The organism is Candidatus Poriferisodalis sp., from assembly GCF_965198245.1.
Classification (GTDB): domain Bacteria; phylum Actinomycetota; class Acidimicrobiia; order Acidimicrobiales; family Poriferisodalaceae; genus Poriferisodalis.
Map to the genome: position 1 here is coordinate 3059074 of NZ_OZ240249.1, position 19859 is coordinate 3078932.

Annotated in this window: 11 protein-coding genes; 6 read left to right on the forward strand and 5 right to left on the reverse strand. The window is 65.2% G+C overall.

Annotation, left to right across the window (positions count from 1 at the left end; genetic code table 11):
• Positions 1 to 274: 274 nt before the first annotated feature.
• The gene (locus ACOCMM_RS13765; protein ID WP_419553705.1) at positions 275 to 6919 is read left to right on the forward strand and encodes a cell wall-binding repeat-containing protein; all 6645 of its coding nucleotides are present in this window, start codon (positions 275 to 277) and stop codon (positions 6917 to 6919) included.
• Positions 6920 to 6961: 42 nt separating this feature from the next.
• Entirely contained in the window at positions 6962 to 7726 is a 765-nt protein-coding gene (locus ACOCMM_RS13770; RefSeq protein ID WP_419553706.1) for a nitroreductase family protein, read from the forward strand.
• Between the two features lie 47 nt (positions 7727 to 7773).
• On the opposite strand, the gene ACOCMM_RS13775 is transcribed toward ACOCMM_RS13770, so the two are convergent.
• Positions 7774 to 8430, reverse strand: coding sequence for a GOLPH3/VPS74 family protein (locus ACOCMM_RS13775; protein WP_419553707.1), 657 nt, complete (start codon positions 8428 to 8430; stop codon positions 7774 to 7776).
• Between the two features lie 142 nt (positions 8431 to 8572).
• Positions 8573 to 9418, reverse strand: a complete 846-nt coding sequence (locus ACOCMM_RS13780; protein ID WP_419553708.1) for a DUF192 domain-containing protein — start codon at positions 9416 to 9418, stop codon at positions 8573 to 8575.
• 81 nt (positions 9419 to 9499) lie between these two features.
• Here ACOCMM_RS13780 and ACOCMM_RS13785 point away from each other — a divergent pair, with 81 nt between their 5' ends.
• Positions 9500 to 12508, forward strand: a complete 3009-nt coding sequence (locus ACOCMM_RS13785) for a cytochrome P450 (RefSeq protein ID WP_419553709.1) — start codon at positions 9500 to 9502, stop codon at positions 12506 to 12508.
• Between the two features lie 120 nt (positions 12509 to 12628).
• Here ACOCMM_RS13785 and ACOCMM_RS13790 read toward each other — a convergent pair whose 3' ends face one another.
• Positions 12629 to 12910, reverse strand: a complete 282-nt coding sequence (locus ACOCMM_RS13790) for a hypothetical protein (protein WP_419553710.1) — start codon at positions 12908 to 12910, stop codon at positions 12629 to 12631.
• 17 nt (positions 12911 to 12927) lie between these two features.
• Between ACOCMM_RS13790 and ACOCMM_RS13795 the strand changes: the two genes are divergently transcribed.
• The 3 genes from ACOCMM_RS13795 to ACOCMM_RS13805 all read left to right on the forward strand — a co-directional run bounded on the left by ACOCMM_RS13795 (position 12928) and on the right by ACOCMM_RS13805 (position 15638).
• A complete protein-coding gene (locus tag ACOCMM_RS13795) occupies positions 12928 to 13737 on the forward strand; it encodes an SDR family NAD(P)-dependent oxidoreductase (protein WP_419553711.1) in 810 nt (269 codons plus the stop codon).
• A 64-nt stretch (positions 13738 to 13801) separates the two neighbouring features.
• Positions 13802 to 14671, forward strand: coding sequence for an SDR family NAD(P)-dependent oxidoreductase (locus ACOCMM_RS13800; RefSeq protein ID WP_419553712.1), 870 nt, complete (start codon positions 13802 to 13804; stop codon positions 14669 to 14671).
• Between the two features lie 46 nt (positions 14672 to 14717).
• Positions 14718 to 15638 carry an NAD(P)-dependent oxidoreductase gene (locus tag ACOCMM_RS13805; protein ID WP_419553713.1) on the forward strand — a complete coding sequence of 307 codons (921 nt, stop codon included), beginning with the start codon at positions 14718 to 14720 and terminating at the stop codon, positions 15636 to 15638.
• Positions 15639 to 15699: 61 nt separating this feature from the next.
• Here the strand turns inward: ACOCMM_RS13805 and ACOCMM_RS13810 are convergent, their stop codons facing one another.
• The gene (locus ACOCMM_RS13810; protein ID WP_419553714.1) at positions 15700 to 17235 is read right to left on the reverse strand and encodes a Fic family protein; all 1536 of its coding nucleotides are present in this window, start codon (positions 17233 to 17235) and stop codon (positions 15700 to 15702) included.
• A gap of 205 nt (positions 17236 to 17440) precedes the next feature.
• A complete protein-coding gene (pheT, locus tag ACOCMM_RS13815) occupies positions 17441 to 19837 on the reverse strand; it encodes a phenylalanine--tRNA ligase subunit beta (RefSeq protein ID WP_419553715.1) in 2397 nt (798 codons plus the stop codon).
• Positions 19838 to 19859 lie beyond the last annotated feature (22 nt).

Sequence of the window (19859 nt, forward strand, 5' to 3'; positions counted from 1 at the left end):
TAAGAGGCAATAGCTCTAATTATCTGGAATTTCGATGTAAAGGGTCCACCAATTCGGCTCCGAAATGCGGTATTTATTGCTGTTCGGACGCCGTCGGCGACGGCACGCATTGCTGACCTCAGGAGGCTCCGTTGCCCGAGGCGACCGCACAGATGCCCCGCCACTTCGGCGGGCTCAGAGTTGTACCCACGCGGTTCGTTGTCGGCAGGTTTCTGTGGCGCGCCGCTAACGCCGTGAGCGCGCCCGCTCACGCAGACAGTTCCCGGAGTAGTCGTTGCCCATCCTTCGCGTGCTGAGCCGGCGCCACCGCCACGGTCTCGGAACTCGCGTCGCAGTGCTTCGCCGCGACGCGAGCCGCCGACGGTTCCGTCGTTCAGGTGCGGTTGCAACCGTCGTCATTGCGGCGGCGTCCCTCGCCGTGGTGTCGCCCCCGGCGACCGAGCCCGCGGCGGCACAAGTAGTACCGCTCGACGCCACATGCTCCCAGCTGAACGCGATGGTCGGACGCCCGACAGACGCCCACATCGTCGGCAGGGGCGTCCGATTCGTGTCGGACCCGGGTTCGGACAACCGTTACACGACCGGCGAGACGATCAGCATCGTGGTAGAACTCAGTCTGAACGTCAGATTCGACGTTCGAACGGACCTCAATCCAGATGCGGATCCGTTGTCGGTCGACTTCATGCTCGGAGGGAACGCTCCAGCCAACCTGAGGAAGGCAGTGGCGACGCCGACAGAGGGCGAAGGCACGAACCGGCTGACCTTCGAATACACGGTGCAATCGAGTGACACGCACCAGAACACCGGAGACCTTTGGATCCCCGAGAACTCGGTCAGGGCCAACGACTACGCGCGCACGTTCGGCGGTGTCAGCGGTATCAACACCGTGGGCCGTGGGGTGCCGCATCAGTACATCAGCGGCCCGTGCGGCGGCGCAAGCCTGGAACACCCAGCGGTGTTCCATCCTCGGTCGACGGGCTCGCCGACGATCGTCAGCAGGCCAAAGATCATGAGCGAGCCGCTCGACGGCGACACCTACTACGAAGGCGAGGAGATCTGGGTCCGGATCGAGTACAGCGAGCCGGTCACCGTGACCGGCACGCCGACACTCACGCTCGACGTGGGCGGGTCGAACAAGGAAGCCAGATTCGTATGCACCGGTCACAGAGACACAAACTGTGCTGACAGCAACAACGTCCCGCTGAGCAACGACCCGCCGAACAACGACCCGCGGCGGCGCTCCAGCATGACTCGAGTGCTCTTCGCTTACACAGTCACGGCCAGTGATTCGACGTCAACCACTGACCCTGACGACATTGAAGGCATCAGCGTCGCTTGGGGCAGCCTGAGCGGCGGCACCATCCGCGCCATGGACAACGGAGTGCGAGCCACGCTCCACCACGATGAACTTGAGGCGCAGGCTGATCTACGTGCGGTCGACCGGAATATGGATGGCAAAGTCGACGGCGGCGACCCCACAGTGGCCAAGCACCTCATCGATGGCAGTCGCGGCCCGCTCACGTCGCAGGAATTGCAGGACCCGTCCAACCCGGCCTTCGTCTCGAGCTACGCCACCCGTGTCGTCAGCGAGCCCGCCACAGGCACAACTCTCCATGAGGGCGAATACGTGGTGGTGCGGGCCGACTTCAACGAGGCCGTGTTCGTCGACGACACCCGGCTCGAATTGCCGATCCAGATTTTCAACTGTCACAAGGACGACTTCAGGCACCGCGATCAATTGAGCGGCACTGACTTGGATACCTACGACACCGGTCTTGTAGAGCTCGGCTGCCTTGACAACCTCCAAGATCGGAATCGGGCCAGTCCCACGTTGAAGTACGCCAAGTACCTCTCAGGTTCGGGGCACACGCGGCTGCTCTTTTACTACCAAGTCACGAACGATGACAAGGACCGCGATGGCATCATCGTGCCCTCTGGCCGTTTCAGCTACGACGGCGGCAAGCCGATCGACGAGTCCAACCAGAACATCTTCCGAGCCGCCGACGGCGGAACGCTCTACACCCACTACTCCGATGTCTTCGAGAAACCGCTGAAGTACCAACGGGTCGATGGCAAGGCTGTTGCAGGCCCGCCCATCATCCAGGCGCTCGAGGTCACGAGCATGCCGTTGTCCGGCGGCAGCGACCCCCCTGACACCTACGGCTTCGGCGAGACCATCAAAGTCAAGGTGACGTTCAACCAGGCCGTACGGGTGACTGGAACGCCGAAACTGACCCTCAACCTCCAAAGTGGACCCACGGACGCCGCCTACGACTCGGGCGACGACTCGAAGCTGCTGATCTTCCACTACGCCGTCGAGGCCGGCGATCTCGATGGAAACGGCATCAGCATCGACATGAACAGCTTGAAGTCGAATGACAACACCAACGGCACGATCGTGGCCGACGACGACGGAGAAGATGCATCACTGGATCACAGCGCGCTCGGAACGCAGGGGGGGCACAAGGTCGATGCCATGGCGCCGACCATCACGGGCCTCAGCATCACCAGCGATCCGCCGAACAACGGGAATTACTATGGCGTCGGCTCCCACATCGACATCACGGTGACGTACGACGACCCGGTGGCGGTCACGGGCAGCCCGTCGCTCGAGATCGACTTCGGCTCGAGTACTCAGCCGGACCACAGGACTGCCGACTACGACCAGCAGGCGAGCGGCGAAGACAACAACCCCCGGACCATCGTCTTCGGTTACATCGTCGTCGCTCCAGACGCCGACCCGGACGGCGTGCGAGTGCCAGCAGGCGGCATCAGCGGCGGCACCATCCAGAGCACCAGTCAGAATCCGATCCCGGCCGACCGAGACTTCGACGAGCACGAGCTGCGGACCCAATCGGGGCATCGGGTCGAGACGATTGCGCCGTCCGTGGACGCCATCGCGTTCGTCACGAGCGGATCGGACTGCGACGCATCCACGTTGCTTGTCGGCGAGTACATCTGCGTCGCCGTCACCTTCGACACAGATGACGACGCAAACGACTCCAACGATGACGGCGACGTCCCGCTGACGGGATCGACCCGGGACCGCGCCATCTGGGTTGACACGACAAACGGGACACCATCGATCGAACTAGACGTCGGTGGCGCTCCCAAGGACGCGACCTACCACAGCGGCTCCGGCAGCGGCAACCGGCTGGTATTCAGGTACCAGGTCGAATCCGGACTCACCGACAGTGACGGTGTCAGCATTGACGCGGGCGACATCGAGCTCAGCGGCGGTGTCATCACCGACACCGCGGGCAACGAGACCCTGCGACAGCACGATGCCATCGGCGACGCCGACGGCCCGAACGTCGACTCGGTGGTGCCCGAAATCACCGGCGGGCCGCGTATCTCGAGCGATCCGCCGAACAGCGGCCCCCCAGACAACAACGACACCTACGGCGATGGCGACGAAATCACCTTCGAAGTCGACTTCAGCGAAGACGTGGAGCGCTCAGGCACGCCGCTGTTGCGGTTCCAGATCGGCGACGACCAAGTCAATCCAGCGGGCAATAACCGCAACGCCCGGTACAAGGAATCGTCCCCTGAATGCACCGATGCCGATACCACCAACACCTGCACATTGACGTTCAGCTACACCGTCGGCTCCAACGACGATGACAACGACGGCATCAGCGTTGATCTGGATACCGGTGCCGGTGAAACCACCGCAATCTCCGGCACCATCAAGGACCGAACGGGCAATCCGGCTGACTTGGGTCACAGCGCACTCGGTGACGACGGCGGCCACAAGGTGGACGCGCAGCCGCCGCGCGTCAGCAAGGTCGAGATCACTTCTACTGCCCCGCAGCTCAACAACACCTACTACAAGCTCGGGGACATCATCACGGTCGAGGTGACATTCGACGACCCAATCGAGGTGACGCTCGACGACACCGACGCCGAGTTGGATGATGATCCGCGCATCGCCCTGCGGATGCGCTCGGGCACCGAGTACGCCGACTACATCAGGCTCGACGGCGACAACACCATGGTCTTCGAGTACGCGGTCGAGAACGACGATCTGGACACGGACGGCATCGGCATCCCCTCCAACGCAATTCAACTGAGGGACGCGACTCTTGCCGACCCACAAGACAACCCTGCGATCATCACCCACATAGGCCTTGACGACGACCCAGACAACCAAAAGGTGGACGGCGTGCAGCCGTACATCACGAGCGGTCCCACGATCACCAGTTCGCCGCCCAACAGTGGCTCGCCGCACAACAACGACGCGTACGGCGAGGACTCGAAGATCGTCGTCACCGTCACATTCAATGAACCGGCGCACATCACGTCGGCAAACATCCCCCTGAGCATCGGAACGGACACACCCGCTGCTTTGTGGGTGGCTCCGCAGGGTTACAACAGCGAGGTCGGTGTCGAGACCGCGACCTTCGAGTACACCGTCATCGGCGGCGACGAAGACACTGACGGCATCAGCATCGTCGCAGACACCTTGAGTGGCAGCATCACTGACCTGGTGGGCAATGGGCCAGAGGTGAATGCGCAGAGCAAGCTGGAGCACCGCGGCATCACGAACGCGAGCGGCCATGAGGTCGAGACGACGGCCCCAACCGTTTTCAGCGTCGCCATCACCTCGCCCTCCCCCGGCGGCGATCAGACGTATCACCTCGGCGACGCGATCATGGTCACCGTCACGTTTGACGAGAAGGTCATCGTCAGCGGCACGCCGAAGATCACCCTCGACATCGCCAGCGGGGACCAAAACGCGTCCTACCAGTCCGGCTCCGGCACGAGTGCCTTGGTATTTACGTATCGCGTCGTCGCCGCCGACATGGACAGTGATGGCGTCGGCATCACTCAGAACAGCCTCTTCCTGGACGGCGGCACCATCACCGACCTGCCGGGCAACATCGCAGAACTCGATCACACCGCGGTGCCTGACGATGCCAATCACAAGGTGAATGGCAGCCTGCAGCCACGCGGCCCGTGGGTCATGCAAGCCCCCACGATCACCAGCAGCCCAGACAAGCTCGATACCTACAGCAAGGGCGAGCACATCGTCCTGGAAGTGATGTTCAGCGAGGATGTCACCGTCAGCGGCCGGCCGTACTTGTCGTTGGTAGTCGGCACCGAGACTGTCGAGGCCAGGTATCTCTCGGGCTCCAGGACGGACAAGATTCGATTCCAATACACCGTCGGGGACACCGATGCAGGCCCGGCGGACGTGATGGACGGTGACGGCGTCAGCGTGAACGCCGTGAGCATCAACAAGAACGGCGGCAACATTGTTGCGGAGACGGGTGGCAAGGAAGCCGTCCTCACCGTGCCGGAACTCACCCACCAATCGGCCCACCAAGTCGATGGCGTGGCGCCAAGCGTCAACAGCGGCAGTCCCCGTATCACCAGCACACCGCCGCCCAACAGTGACGACACCTACGGCAAGGGCGACACGATTGAAGTCAGCATCGACTTCGACGAGCCCGTGCTGGTCAGTGGCACACCACTGGTCACGCTCACCATCGGCACGTCGCCGAAGCAGGCCCGCTTGGCCGGCCCCTCGAACATCGATCCCGCCGTCGGCGCCACCACCCTGACGTTCAGCTACACGGTCCAACCCGGCGACTTGGACGACAATGGCGTCAGCATCGCAGCGAACAAGCTGTCCGGGACCATCACGGACCTCGTCGACAATCCCGCCGACCGTGATCACGAGGGAATGCCGGACAACATCGGGCACAAGGTCGACGGTGGGCCTCGCACGACGAACCCGCCCGGGAACGGGAACAACGGAGGCGACGACGGTGGCGACAGATTCTCCGCCTCTGACGACAGTGACAGCGGCGAAGGTAACCCGGGCATACGCGTCGAGCGCATCGGTGGCATCGACCGCTTCGAAACAGCCCAGCTCATCGCTGAGCGGTACGCCCGCGAGATAGCGCGTGACAAGTCGCTGCCCGTCAACGAGCGCAAGATCACCACTGTCATCATCGCTTCGGGTCGTGCCTTCCCCGATGCGCTGACTGCATCGGCGCTGACTAGCACACCGCTCAGCTCGATCGTGCTCTCCAGCCCAGCGCTCGCCGGATCGAAGAATGCCCCGCTGCTGCTCACCGAGCCACACGAGCTGCCCGAGCTCACCAAGGAATTCCTGGTTGAGTTCGAGATAGCGCATGTGTACATCGTCGGCGGGCCCGCGGCCGTGTCGACCGACGTCGAGGCTGCGATTGCCGCGTTGCCGTCGGTGGTCAGCGTGATCCGCTTCGGCGGCGCTGATCGCTACGAGACCTCCGTCGAAATCGCCGCGGAAGTGATCGCTACCTCAGGCGGCGCCGCGCAATTCTGCGGGTCTTCGCTTCGCACCGCCCTGCTGGCGACCGGCAGGGACTTCGCGGATGCGCTTGCGCTCGCGCCCATCGCAGCCACAGGGCCGCATCCGCTCCTGCTGACCCACACCGACGGACTGCCCGACAGCGTGCGCGCATTCTTCACCGCTGCGCTCGCTGACGGCAGCATCGAGCAGATCATTGTGGCCGGCGGGCCGGGCGCCGTTTCTGAAGACGTCGTCAACGAGCTGACCAATCTTGGTCTTACCGTCGTCCGCGTCGGCGGTGTCGATCGTTATGACACCTCAGTACGCATGGCTCGATTCGCACTCCGGTCTGGTGTCAACGGCGCGGGCACGTGCCTCGACAACAACCGCGTCGCTCTCGCCACCGGTCTGGTGTACGCAGACGGTCTGTCAGGCGGCCCGCTCATCGCCCGCTTGGACGGCGCCACCATCCTCGTGAAGCCCAACGAGGTACCGCACCTCGTCGACAACTTCTTGGCATGGCACCGCCTCGATCACACCGACCTAACGCTGACGGTGTTCGGCGGCCCTGCTGCGATTTCCTACGAGGTGGTCGGCATGGCCAGGGAGTCGGCCAAGCGTGGTCTGCGGCGCTGAGTCCGTTCCTCTCCGACTGCACCTCGCAACTAGCTTGCGATCATGGTTGCCCCTGCCCCGTCCTACAACGATCTGACAGCCCCGCGCTTCGAGTCGCTCATGGAGGTCATCCGGCTGCGGCGTTCTGTTCGCAGCTTCGAACCGCCGCCCGAGCCATTGCCCACCGACGTGCTGCGCGGGATTTGCGAGGCCGGCCGCTGGGCACCGTCGGGAGCGAACACCCAGCCTTGGCACTTCGTCGTCGCGGCGCAGCGGGCCGACGTGCTGGCAGTCTCGGACGTGTTCGTGCGGCAGGCCGATCGGCTCGTGGCGCACTGCCGGGGCTTCCCCCACGTCCACAAGAAGCACTGGCTCCACAACTCGCTGGCCATCGTGCTGCTGTTCTGTGATCCCCGCTGGGTCGACTCGTACCCCGTCAGCGACCACGACGGCTGGGCTCGTGAGTACGACGCCAATAACGAGAAGATCCTGCTGGCCTCGGTCGGCGCTGCAGCCCAGAACATGCATCTCGCGGCCGCTGCATACGGTCTCACGACAGCGTGGCTGAGCGGGGGCGGCGAGGACACGACCGCTCGGGAACTGAGGGAGCTGCTCAGCGTGCCCGAGCCGCTCACCCCGATCGCCACGATTCCCATCGGCTGGCCGCACCGGCGCGCCGAGTCGCGTTACCGCCACCCGCTCGACCAGCTCATCCACTGGGGACGCTGGGACCCCGAGCGCACGCCCGCAGACGACGCCGTGGCGACCTACGTGAGCGGTGTCCGCCGTCAGGCCATGTACCGAGGCAGCGAGACGCTCGAAGACTGAGCAGGTGCCCCAAGAACCCGCTCGCAGCCGGGGCTGCGCCGAAGCGTCTACAGCATGAAGCGGCTGACCGTGGAGCTGGCCAGCCACATCTCGATGTCACGGATGGCCTGCGTCATGGCCTGGCCGATGAGGTCCAGCTTGCGTACCTGCTCGATGCGCGGCGCAGCGAGCTCCAGCTCGGACTTGGGGAGCAACTCGCCGAAGATGCCGCAGGCGTCCACGAGCGCGATGATCACGATGTCACGGGGGCTGGGGATCTCGTCGCTGAACAGCACGCCCATGATGCGCAGCTTCACCTCGCGCTCAGCCTTGCCGTCAACCGATGGGTAGCGGCGAGACCGGAACACCCACAGGTGACGGTCGTCCTTGCGCTCGAGAATGCCCTTGTCGACCAGCCGCGCAAACGCCTCCTCGCGGATGCCCTCGGCCCGGGCAGCCACGAACTCCACCCAATAGCGCGAGTCGCTCTCGGCCTGCTGGGCCGCAATCTGGGCGAGGGTAGGGTCAAGCAAGCCGTCGCCGATCGGCGTCGAATCGATCAGCATGAGCTTCTCCAGATCGGTGTCGATCCGGTTCTCCATGGCCAGGTCCATGAGCACCGCACCGGCGATGACCCGGTCGAGAGTGCGCTCAGGCACATGGATCAGCTTGCCGTCGTCGTCTCGCAGCAGCAGGAGGAGAATTTCTTCAGCGAATCTCAGCATGGTGTGTGTTCAGCTCCCGTGCGTCTGTCTCGACCCGGCTCACGTCGTGCGGCCACGTGCCCGCAGCGTAGTGGGCCTTGTGGCCTTGCAGCCCGTATCTGGACGCTCCGATGCAAGGTGCGCCCGGCAGACATCGAGACCGTCAGCGCTCCAGTGTGATGGACGTGGCGCTGTCGAGACCGAGGTCGTAGTCGGGGCCCCCGGGATGTTCGACCGCGATGCGATACGGGCCGTCGGGGAAATACCGGTCGCACTCGTCAGAAGGCGTCGGCGACAAGCACGGAACCATGTCAGTTGACGAGACCACGGCGCCGCCCGCATCCACGTACGTGATCCGCAGCGGCAGGGGTGTATCGCGCATCCAGAAGGCACCGCTCGTGTCGCCGTCGAAGACGAACACCATCGCTGCGTAGCCGCCGAGTGCCGCGAAGTCAGTGACGCCCATGAGGCCCCGCTGGCGCGCCAAGGGGGTGTCGGCGACGATGACCGGCCACACGTGCGTACCGGCTGGGCCGCTGACCGCCAGCACGCCCTCACCGAAGCCGTCGAGAGGCTCGGCGGTTCCAAGCACCTGATTCGCATCAGCACGAGAGTCGGGCTGAGCCGTCACAAGCACCTGGTTCGCATCAGCAGGGGTACCGGGCTCAGCCGTCGGCGACGGCTGAGCGGTCGTTTGCGTCACCGCGGGGTCCCCGGCGGCGGTACTGGTGGCACTCGGCGACTCTGTAGCGGGTGCCGCGAGCGTGGCAACGGGTGCCACGAGCGTGGCAGCGGTCGAAGGTGGCACGGTTGCCCGCGAGGTATCACCTGTGGCGGTACTGAGGTCGTCGTCGACGGCAATCGTCACGACAGTCGGTGACGGCGAAGTAGTAGGCGAAGGATTGGCCGGGGGGACCAAGCCCCCTGACCGGGTCGACTCATGCACCGAGCATGCGCCGAGCACCAGCACGATGACGATGGTCGCCCTCAACCGGCGGCGGTGGCGCATCAACGCAGTCTGTCGTGCCGGCTGACCGATGCCGACGCGACGCGCGGTGGAACCCGGTGGCACGCGTGATGAGATAGGGGTGTGAACAGCAGCGCAACCGCGCTCGAGAAACCTGATGCGCCGACCCGATCCATCGATGACGAGGGTGCGGTGCCGTTCGCAGACTTCGCTATCGGGGAATTCGCCGACTTGGTTGCGATGAGCCGCGAGCTGAGCCGCACCGGCGACTGGGTAGTCCGCACGCCATTCGGACTGTTCGTTCACGGATACGACGAAGCGCGCGCGATCCTGCGCGGCCCGGCATGGATCTCGATGCTGGCCGGCGTTGCGATGCTCGACGGAGCAGCGCTCGATGGCGCCGGGCGCACACCGGTGAACTTCAACGCCTTCATGGTGCGGGCCCGCCGGGATGCACCCGTCAGCGCTGGCGACGAGGCGATGAGGGCCCGACCGAACGTGCTGTCACTCGAAGGTGATGATCACCGCCGCCTGAGGAGGCTCTTCGGCCGTGCCTTCACGCCCGCGGCGGCGGACCGGCTGCGACCGTTCATGGCAGCCCACGCAGCAAGGCTGATCGATCCGTTGGTGTCTGCAGGTGGCGGCGAAGTCGTCTCGGGCCTGTGCGACCCGTATCCGGTGCCGGTCATCTGCCGCTTGCTCGGTGTGACCGACGATGACTGGGGTCAGTTCGGCCGGTGGGCCGAAACCATATTCGGACTCTTCGACGGCGATACCGAGGCCGTGGTCCGCAGGCTCGGCGACATCGCCGCAGCACAGGCTGAGTTGGGCGCGTATGTGGTCGACCTGATCGAGCGCCGACGCCTCGAACCAGCCGACGATCTGCTGTCGGAACTCATCACTGTGTCTGATGAGGGTGACCGGCTGAGCGAAGACGAGCTCATCGGCATGGTCGAGGCACTGCTGATCGCCGGGACCGACACCACACGCAACCAGCTCGGGGCCACCTTGGCGGTGCTCGCCGACAGGCCGGAGCAATATGCGGCGCTGCGGTCCGATCCCGACCGGATACCGGCATACGTCGAGGAATCGCTGCGCTACATCGGGGCAGTGCGCACGGCGATGCGCATCGCCACCACCGACGTGGTCGTCAATGGTCTGCTGTTCCCCGCAGGCACCGTCGTCATGATCGGCCTGCACGCGGCCAGCCTTTCGGGCGGTTGCCCGGCCCACGCTGGGACACCGCCCGACGCCAATCGCCCAGCCTCGCAAGAGTCTCCCCCCGACGAGCACAGCTTCGATCCCTACGAGTTCAATCCAGCTGTCCCCCACGAACATCCGCACCTGGCCTTCGGCAGCGGTGCGCACCACTGCCTCGGGGCATTCCTGGCCCGGGCAGAGCTGCAGGAAGCACTGCGGGTCTTCGTCGAGCACGTCGAGAGTTTCGAGTTGGACGAGCCGGTCGAGTGGAAGCCGCTCTCGCTGGGGATCTGGGGACCGTCCCGCATGCGCCTGCGACTCAACACGGCGCCATTGGCGACACGGATACCGGCGAGAACGCTGCCGCCGGCCAGCGCTCACGCCGACGTCGGGACCTCGCCGGAGCGCGATCGCTACTTGGCCACGGTGGCACCGCTGCGCCGCGCGATCCACGACAGCGTTCCCGAGCTGATCGCACAGCCGCGCTTCCCGCCCGTGTTTCGACTGATGGTCACTGCAGCTCGTATCGGCTGGGCCACCTACGCCGGTCGATTGCTCGACCGACGGCTTGATCCCGAGGAGCGGCGAGAGCAGATCTACCGGCGGCTGCGGGTGGCGGCAACCAAGCTCGGCCCTGCCTACATCAAGCTGGCCCAGCTCATCGCCGCCGGCGAGGGTGTCTTCCCCGATGCGCTCGTGGCCGAGTGCCGGCTGTGCCGTGACCAAGTGCCTGCCGAGCCGTGGGCCGCGATCCGCGAGGTCATCGAGGCCGAATTGGGCCCGCTCGACGAGCGTTTCTCTCACTTCGACACCGAGGCGACCGCAGCAGCCTCCGTCGCCCAGGTGCACGAGGGCTGGCTTGGTGATGGCACACGTGTCATGGTCAAGGTGCAGCGACCCGGTATCCGCCGGCGTGTCGAACGCGACCTGGCGGTGCTGGCGTGGATCGCGCCGAAGCTGGTCGGCCGCATCCCGATCACCGCGCTGGCCAATCCGCCGGCGCTCGTGGAACTGTTCGCCCAGACCATCACTGAGGAACTCGACTTCCGGGTCGAGGTGGCGAACCTCTTCGAGGTGGATCGTGCGCTCCGCGCCACCACCACCGGACGCTGGGAGGTGCCCGAACCGCTCCTCGATGCTGTCACCGAGCGGGTGATCGTGATGAGCCCGGTCGCCGGGCGCCCGCTCAGCGAGTTGCGGCCCGAAGACCTCGCCGACGGCGAAGCTGCAGCCATCTTCCGCCAGATGAACGACGCCCTGCTCCACGGTGCCTGCATGACGGGCGTCTTCCACGGCGACTTCCACGCCGGGAACGTGTTCATCGACACCGAGGGGACGTCGCCCGGCGAGCCGCCCGTCATCGGGCTGGTCGACTTCGGCATTACCGGCCGGCTCGAAGGGCACAAGCGGGTTGCCTTCCTTCGCTACGTGGTCGGGCTGCTCACCGGCGACTTGCAGTCTCAGATTTCCGGGATGATCGACTTGGGAGCCTTCGGACCCGGCAGCAGTCCCGAACGAGTCATCGCCGACCTGCGCCTTGATCGGCCGGGCTTCGACCCGCTCGAACTCACTGAGGACGAGTTCACCTCCGAATTCCGTGCGCTGATCTCGGGCCTGCTGGCCAACGGCGCACGCATCCCCAAAGAGCTGATGCTGTTCATCAAGAACTTCGCCTACCTGTGCTCGGTGGCCGGCGAGCTGGAACCCGAGATGGAGGTGCTGGCCCAATTCGAGCGCATCGCCTCGTCGTTCTTCGCCCGCAATGGGGTCCGGATGGCCACCGAGATCGGCTTCTCGCCAGCCCCCGACGCCGTCGACGAACGCATCATCCGCCAAGCCATGGGCATCTCGCCCCGTCACGAACGCGTCACCTGGCGGCTCATCCGGGGACGACGCGAGAGTCTGAAGTCCCGGGTGAGCAACGCCGACTGAACGGCTACGTTCAGACGACCTGCTGCGTGCCGGTGGGGCATGATCTTGGACGCATCGCGGGTAGGGCCTCGAAGCCATGCCGCAGCGGGACCGTCGCAATCAACGCGAGAGCGGGAGGGATCATGGCATCAAGCAGCCCAGCGCCGCATGGAGCGGCGTCAAGCAGCCCAGCGCCGCATGGAGCGGCATCAAGCAGCCCAGCGCCGCATGGAGCGGCATCAAGCAGCCCAGCGCCGCATGGAGCGGCATCAAGCAGCCCAGCGCCGCATGGAGCGGCATCAAGCAGCCCAGCGCCGCATGGAGCGGCATCAAGCAGCCCAGCGCCGCATGGAGCGGCATCAAGCAGCCCAGCGCCGCATGGAGCGGCATCAAGCAGCCCAGCGCCGCATGGAGCGGCGTCAAGCAGCCCAGAGGGTCGCATGGCGGGCAAGGTGGCCGTCATCACCGGCGGAGCGTCAGGGATCGGGCGAGCATGTGGGCTGCGCTTTGCTGCCGAAGGCGCGTCCATCGTGGTCGCCGACCTGAACCCCGAACGCGCTGCGACCGTCGTCGACGAGATCAACGCGTTGGGCCAAGACGCCATCGCCGTGCAGGTGGACACCTCGCAGCAAGAACAGAACGATGAGATGGCAGACGCCGCCGTTGAGGCCTTCGGGCGCATCGACGCGTGCGTGGCTGCGGCAGGGATCTCTCATTCCGGCTACGTCAGCCGCGAGATCGACGAGCAGGCGGGGCAGGACCGCTTTGACCGCGGGGACATGTTCTTCATCGACAAATCGCTCGAATCGTGGCAGCGAGTGCTCGATGTCAACCTGACCGGCGTCATGCTCACCAATCAGGCCGTGGCCCGCAAGATGAAGGACAACGGCGGCGGCGCGATCGTCAACATCTCGTCCATTGCCGGCACCAATGTGCTCAAGGGCAGCTCGGATTACTGCGTCTCCAAGGCCGGCGTGTGGATGCTGACGCGCTGCGCGGCGCTGGAGCTCAGTCGCTATGGCATCCGCGTCAACGCCGTGGGTCCCGGCTACATCCAGACGTCGATGAGCGGTGCCGTGCTGGGCAATGAGCGGTGGGTGGCCGCACGTGAACGCGAGACGCCGCTGGGGCGGCTCGGCCTACCTGACGACATCGCCAATGCGTGTCTGTACCTGTGCAGCGACGATGCCAGCTTCGTGACCGGCGAGATCATCTTTCCTGACGGCGGCGTCATGGCCGCCGGCCGCTGAGGGGCGCTTCCAGCGACACAGACCGGCAAGAACACAACCGGAGCACGACGAGAGGACTACGGAGATGGCAGACAACGAAGGCACAGCGCCATATGGAGCGGCATCAGGCGAAGCAGTGGGTCGCATGGAAGGCAAGGTCGCTGTGATCACTGGCGGCGCCTCCGGCATCGGCCGTGAGTGCGCGCTGCGCTTCTCCGAGCAGGGTGCTTCGGTCGTGGTGGCCGACCTCAACCCTGACCGGGCCGAAGCCGTGGCGGCCGAGCTCACCAACCGTGGACGTCAGGCGACCTGGACCCAGGTCGACACTGCCGATGAGGAACAGAACGAGGCAATGGCGCAAGCCGCAGTGGCTGCTTTCGGGCGGCTCGACGCTTGCGTGGCCGCTGCGGGCATCTCCCACGCCGGCTACGTCAGCCGGGAGATCCCCGAGCAAGTCGGCCAGGATTTCTATGAACGGGGCGACCGGTGGCTACTCCAGAAGTCACTGGAATCGTGGCAGCGAGTAATCGATGTGAACCTGACCGGTGTCATGCTCACGAACCAGTCGGTCGCGCGCCGCATGCGTGACAGCGGGGGCGGTGCCATCGTGAACATCGCCTCGGTGGCGGGTTTGATGGCGCTGCAGGGCGGATCGGACTACTGCGTGTCCAAGGCCGGCGTGTGGATGCTGACCCGCTGCGCAGCCCTTGAACTCAGCCGCTACGGCATCCGGGTGAACGCGGTCGCACCCGGGTACATCCGTACATCCATGACGGCCTCCATGACCGACAGCGACGAGTGGGTGCGTGAACGCGAGCGGGAGACCCCGTTGGGCCGCCTGGGCGAGCCCGCCGACATCGCCAATGCCTGCCTCTACCTGTGCAGCGACGAAGCCAGCTTCGTGACCGGCGAGATCATCGCTCCCGACGGCGGTCTGGCCGCCGACATTCGTTGAGGGATTTGGACGTGAGTCGCATGAGAAGCGGACGGAGGGCGACACGATGAGCGTACTCGTCGCCGTCGAGCCCGACTGCTGGCGGCGTCCAGTGCTGGCTGAGGCTGTCATGCGGGGCGGGGGCACGGTGAGCGCCCCGGATGGGGCATCAGCGCTCGTGTGGGCCGAACCCACCCAGGCCCAGTTGATCGGGGAAATGGTGGATGCCAATCCCGGCATCGAATGGGTGCAGCTCCCCTACGCCGGTATCGAGCCGGTGGTTGACGTCGTGACTGCCCGGCCAGCCATTGAGTGGTACTGCGGCAAGGGCGTATATGCAGAACCCGTCGCCGAGCACGCGCTGATGCTGGCGCTGGCCGGAATGCGCGGAATGGCCACATACGCAAGAGCGGGACAGTGGAGCGCACCCGAGGGGCGCAACCTGCTGGGTGCTTCGGTGACGGTGCTGGGCGGAGGCGGCATCACCGACTCGTTGCTGCGCCTGCTCGCGCCGTTCGGCTGCGAGGTGACCGTGCTGCGCAATCGTCCTCAACCGATGCACGGTGCGGCGCAGGTGGTCGGTCCCGATGCGCTCGCCGACGTCCTTGTGGGCACCGATGTGCTGGTGCTGGCGCTCGCACTCACACCCGACACTGCCGGCATCATCGGCGCGGTGGAGCTGGCGGCCCTGCCCGATCACGCTTGGATCATCAACGTGGCCCGCGGCCGCCACATCGTCACTGACGACCTTGTGGAGGCCCTGAGCACGGATCAGGTCGGCGGCGCCGCGCTGGATGTGACCGATCCGGAGCCGCTGCCGGACGATCATCCGCTCTGGGCCATGCCCAACTGCCTCATCACTCCGCACATCGGCAACACACCGGAGATGGGCTTAGTGCTGCTCGCAGAACGTGTCACCACCAACGTGGCCCGAAAGATCGCTGGCGAGCCGTTGGTCGGGCCGGTGTACTTGGACTTGGGTTACTGATCTGGCGTTGCCCCGGGGTGCATGAAGGGCTGCACATTGATGCACTACTGGCGGATGTCGGCTACCTGCCGGTCGGGGTTGCCGCTATGCGTGCAGCGATGAATTCTGCGAATGGCTCGATCATCTGGTCCAGGCTCGCAGCTTCCAGCGAATCCATGTACATCTTCCTGTCTGCGACACGTATGGCTGTCCACGGGTAGCCGCCTGACGCGAGCATGGTGTTCATGATGAAACGGGCCATGCGGCCGTTGCCGTCGGCGTAGGGATGAATGAACCCGAACAAGAAGTGCCCGAGGACTGCTCGAACAGCTGGTTCCTCATCCTCGTCCATCAGTTCGAAGAGCTCCTTCATGGCGCTCGGTACCCCTTCCCATCGCATCGGCACATGACGCGAGCCCCTGAGATATGTGGGATGTCTTCGATAGCCGCTGAGATCGCTTGGCGTGACAAGCCCTACGTCCACTGATGGACCGAACAGTTCCCGGTACCAGTCTTGATGCCGGTCGCGCACCAGTCGAGCTGAGTTGGCGCCTGACAGGACCTCTTCCACGGTGTCACGGACCTGCTGGAATGCTTGCCAATAGCCCCGTGCGGCCATCGCGTCACGATCTGAAGAGTCGCCGGGGTTGGAGCGCGGACTCCATGTTCCCATTCGGACTCGCTCAATGAGCTCAGTAGAAACCCGATACCCCTCTATCGACAGCGAATGGTAGGCGTCGAGCCGGTATTGGTCGTCGACGGCAGAGAGGTAGGCGCTGGTGTTGGTAGGCGGCCCGCTTGCTTGCGGCATGATCGCGATGACCACATCCCGAAGGCTCTCCCACATGATCCGAATCCTGATGGCAGCCGGATGCCCGACGGGTGTGTGCAGTCCCACTGTTGTGGTGTATTCCCAGGGGCAGGTTTCGCGCACATCGAAACCTGCGCTCCTCATCCCGCGGATCACGTCGTCAGCGACGTCTTCGCGGCCGATTGATCTGAAGGACCCGGCCAACCTCCCAGCGATCGTCGTGTGCGCTCCGTCGAGAAGCCGCCCCAGGAGATAGCGGTGATCGTCCATTCGTGCCAGCACCGTTGTCACTGCGATGCGTTGCGTCTTGAACGAGTGTGCCGACGATCCGATGAGAGCTGCCGATGGGGTCAGGACTCGGAGCCCGTCCTCGTTGACGGTCACATCGTCAGGGTTGACCTCTTCTTTGAGTCTCAGGTCGAGCAGCGACGTGCCGTGCGGCAGTTGGACAGCGTGGTTCCCAGCGAGACGTGAGCAGACGACCACCTGGGTGGGAATTGCATCAACGCCGGCATGTTGCAGGATCGAGGCTTCTGATGAGAGGTGCCATGAATCGCCGAATCGGTGTTCGCATAGGCTGGCGCAGAACTCCCAAAAGCACGCATACCATCCCGTCGCGTTGTCAGGCGAGTCGGCCGGGTTCGTGACGAAGAGCCATCCCTTGGTGGCACGCCGCAGGAGACCGCTTCGGACCAAGCGGTCTCGATGAGTACGCGACAGCTCTGCGGAGCGCAGGACACGCCGCTCACCTTGGACGCTTTGCAACTGCTCCATCGAAGCTGCCAACTTCTCGTTGGGGGCAGGCATAATTCCTCCGGGCATGATCGGGGTTGTCACTCTCGCGGCGCATGTCGCCGTGCCCGTGCTGCAACTAGCATATTGTGCTGTGCGCTGACTAGCGTATTGCGCGTGTTTAGACGCATGTAGGAGACATTGGATCGGGGCGCCGCGAACTGCGCGTGGGTATCCCGCGCCCCATGCACCCCTCGTCTCGTGACACGTTCGGCCCCGGCTAGCGGAGATGGGCGTTGTGGGTGCTTTCGACTTCGTCTATGCAGCGTTGGCGGATCTGGGCTACTTGGTCGTCGGTGAGCGTTCGGTCGTCGGCCTGCAGTCGCAGGCGGTATGCCAGCGATCGCGTGCCCGGGGTCATCTGATCCCCTCGGTAGACGTCGAAGAGCTCTACAGAGCGCAGCTCATCGCCGCCTGCGGCTTGCAGTGTGTCTCGTACTTGCGATGCCTGAATCTCGTCGGCGACGGCGAACGCCAGGTCGATGTCGCTTGACGGGTAGGTGGAGACGAGTTGGTAGGGGTGGTCTGCGATGGCGGCCGCCGCTTCGAGCAGCGGCTCCATGTCGACTTGCAGCCAAGCGCAGCGCTGGGCGAGACCGTGGCGCTCGCACACCATCGGGTCGATCTCGGCGACGACGCCGACGGCTTGCCCGCCCAGCAGTACCTGGGCTGCGCGCACCGGATGCATGCCTTCGAGATCGCCGGCGTTCGCTAACGACGCGTCAAGCCCGAATGCCGTCAACATGAGATTCCACAGGCGGACGGCCTCTGCCGCCTCTCCCCCGGCCCAGATGGCGCCGAGCTGCTCAGTTTCTGTCGGCAGCGTGCTGGGAGACGAATCGCCGGGGGGAGATGCGAACACAACGCCCATCTCGAACAGTGACACGGCGTCGTTGCGGTGAGATGTGTTGTATGCGGCTGCCGTCAGCAGTCCGGGGAGCAGCGACGGGCGCAGCACGGATTCCTCGGTGGCGAGCGGATTCAGCAGGCGGACGGGCTCGGCGTTGTCGATGCCGGCGCGGCGCAGTGCATCGGGCGCCAGGAATGGGTTGGGCATGGCCTCGGACAGGCCGGCCCCGACCAGCACACGACGAAGATCCCTGCGCAGGTGCTGGGTTGGCGTCAGCCTGCCTGGCTCGGGTGAGCGTGGGACGGTGCGTCCGAGCCTTCCATAGCCGTAGTGGCGGGCGACCTCCTCGGCCACGTCGGTCTCGGTGACGACGTCAGGCCGGAAGCTCGGAATGGTCACCTCCAGCGCCCCGTCAGTGCCAGAGGCACAGCGCAGGCCGATGGGATCGAGAAGATCCCGCAGCTCGGCTGCGGTGAATGGCCTTCCCAGCAGGTGGCCCATGCGGGCAGGGCGGACATGGACATGGGATATGGGGGGCAGGGCGCCTCGGCCGTCGAGGCGACCACGGCACACCGACACCCCGCCGGGGGTGACACCGTCCAGCAGCTCGCAGAACCGATCCAACGCGATCGACACCAGCTCGTGATCAGTGCCTCGCTCGAAGCGCATTGAAGCTTCCGAGCGCAGACCGAGCCGCTGGGACGTGCGGGCAATCGACAGGCGATCCCACCAAGCGAGCTCGAGCAGCACCGCCGAGGTGCCGTCGCTGATCTCCGTGTTCTCGCCGCCCATGACGCCCGAGATGCCGATGGGTCGGTTATGACGATCGACGATCAGGCCCTCTCCGCGGAGCATCTCGCGTTCGGTGCCGTCGAGCGTCACCAAGCTCTCGCCACCAGTACTGCGCCGCGTCGCCAAGTGACCTTCGGGCACGAGCGCCAGGTCGTAAGTGTGGTTCGGCGTGCCCAGTTCGAGCATCACGTAGTTGGAGACGTCCACGACCGAGTTGATGGGCCGCATCCCACACAGGGTGAGGCGCAACTGCATCCACAGCGGCGACTGGCCGATCGAGGTGTCCCGGATGACACGGACGCCGAAGCGGCCGCACAGATCGGCGTCGATGATCTCCACTGACGCCACCGTCGAGATGTCCTCGTCGGTCTCGGCAACGGTCGGCTCCGGTATCTGAAACGGGACGCCGAGGCGTGCGGCCAGGTCACGAGCCACGCCGGCTACCGACATGGCATCGGGTCGGTTCGGGTTGACCTCGAGGTCGTACAGCACATCGCCGGCAAGACCGATCTGGTCCATCAGCGGAGCGCCCAGCTCCAACCCGTCGGGAAGGATCATGATGCCTTCGGCGTCGGCGCCCAGACCGAGCTCGGCGGCCGAGCAGCACATGCCTTCGGACACCTCGCCGCGCATGCGCCGCTTGCCAATCTCGAGGCCGCCCGGCATGTTCGTGCCGATCGTCGCGAGCGGCACCAGATCACCGACTGACATGTTGAACGCACCGCAGCAGACCTGCAGCGCACCGTCGGTGCCCTCCCCAGTAGCGCCGGGCAGCTCTACATCAACCAACTGGATGCGGTCGGCTTCCGGATGCGGTCGCAAACCCGCCACTCGCGCCACCACGACACCGTCAAGCGGCGGCAGGATGCGCATGCCCTCGACCGCCATGCCGAGATCGCTCAAGTGATCGGCCAGCTCGGCGGGATCGCCCTCGATGGGTGCGAACTCGCGCAGCCAGCTCAGCAGCACCTTCATCGCGACATGCCTCCCACGGGTG

Bases quoted from the DNA above. Each gene is read 5' to 3' on its own strand.
- ACOCMM_RS13770 (WP_419553706.1), top strand. From the start codon at position 6,962: ATGGTTGCCCCTGCCCCGTCCTACAACGATCTGACAGCCCCGCGCTTC.
- ACOCMM_RS13775 (WP_419553707.1), bottom strand. From the start codon at position 8,430: ATGCTGAGATTCGCTGAAGAAATTCTCCTCCTGCTGCTGCGAGACGAC.
- ACOCMM_RS13780 (WP_419553708.1), bottom strand. From the start codon at position 9,418: ATGCGCCACCGCCGCCGGTTGAGGGCGACCATCGTCATCGTGCTGGTG.
- ACOCMM_RS13795 (WP_419553711.1), top strand. From the start codon at position 12,928: ATGGCGGGCAAGGTGGCCGTCATCACCGGCGGAGCGTCAGGGATCGGG.
- ACOCMM_RS13800 (WP_419553712.1), top strand. From the start codon at position 13,802: ATGGCAGACAACGAAGGCACAGCGCCATATGGAGCGGCATCAGGCGAA.
- ACOCMM_RS13805 (WP_419553713.1), top strand. From the start codon at position 14,718: ATGAGCGTACTCGTCGCCGTCGAGCCCGACTGCTGGCGGCGTCCAGTG.
- ACOCMM_RS13810 (WP_419553714.1), bottom strand. From the start codon at position 17,235: ATGCCTGCCCCCAACGAGAAGTTGGCAGCTTCGATGGAGCAGTTGCAA.
- pheT (WP_419553715.1), bottom strand. From the start codon at position 19,837: ATGAAGGTGCTGCTGAGCTGGCTGCGCGAGTTCGCACCCATCGAGGGC.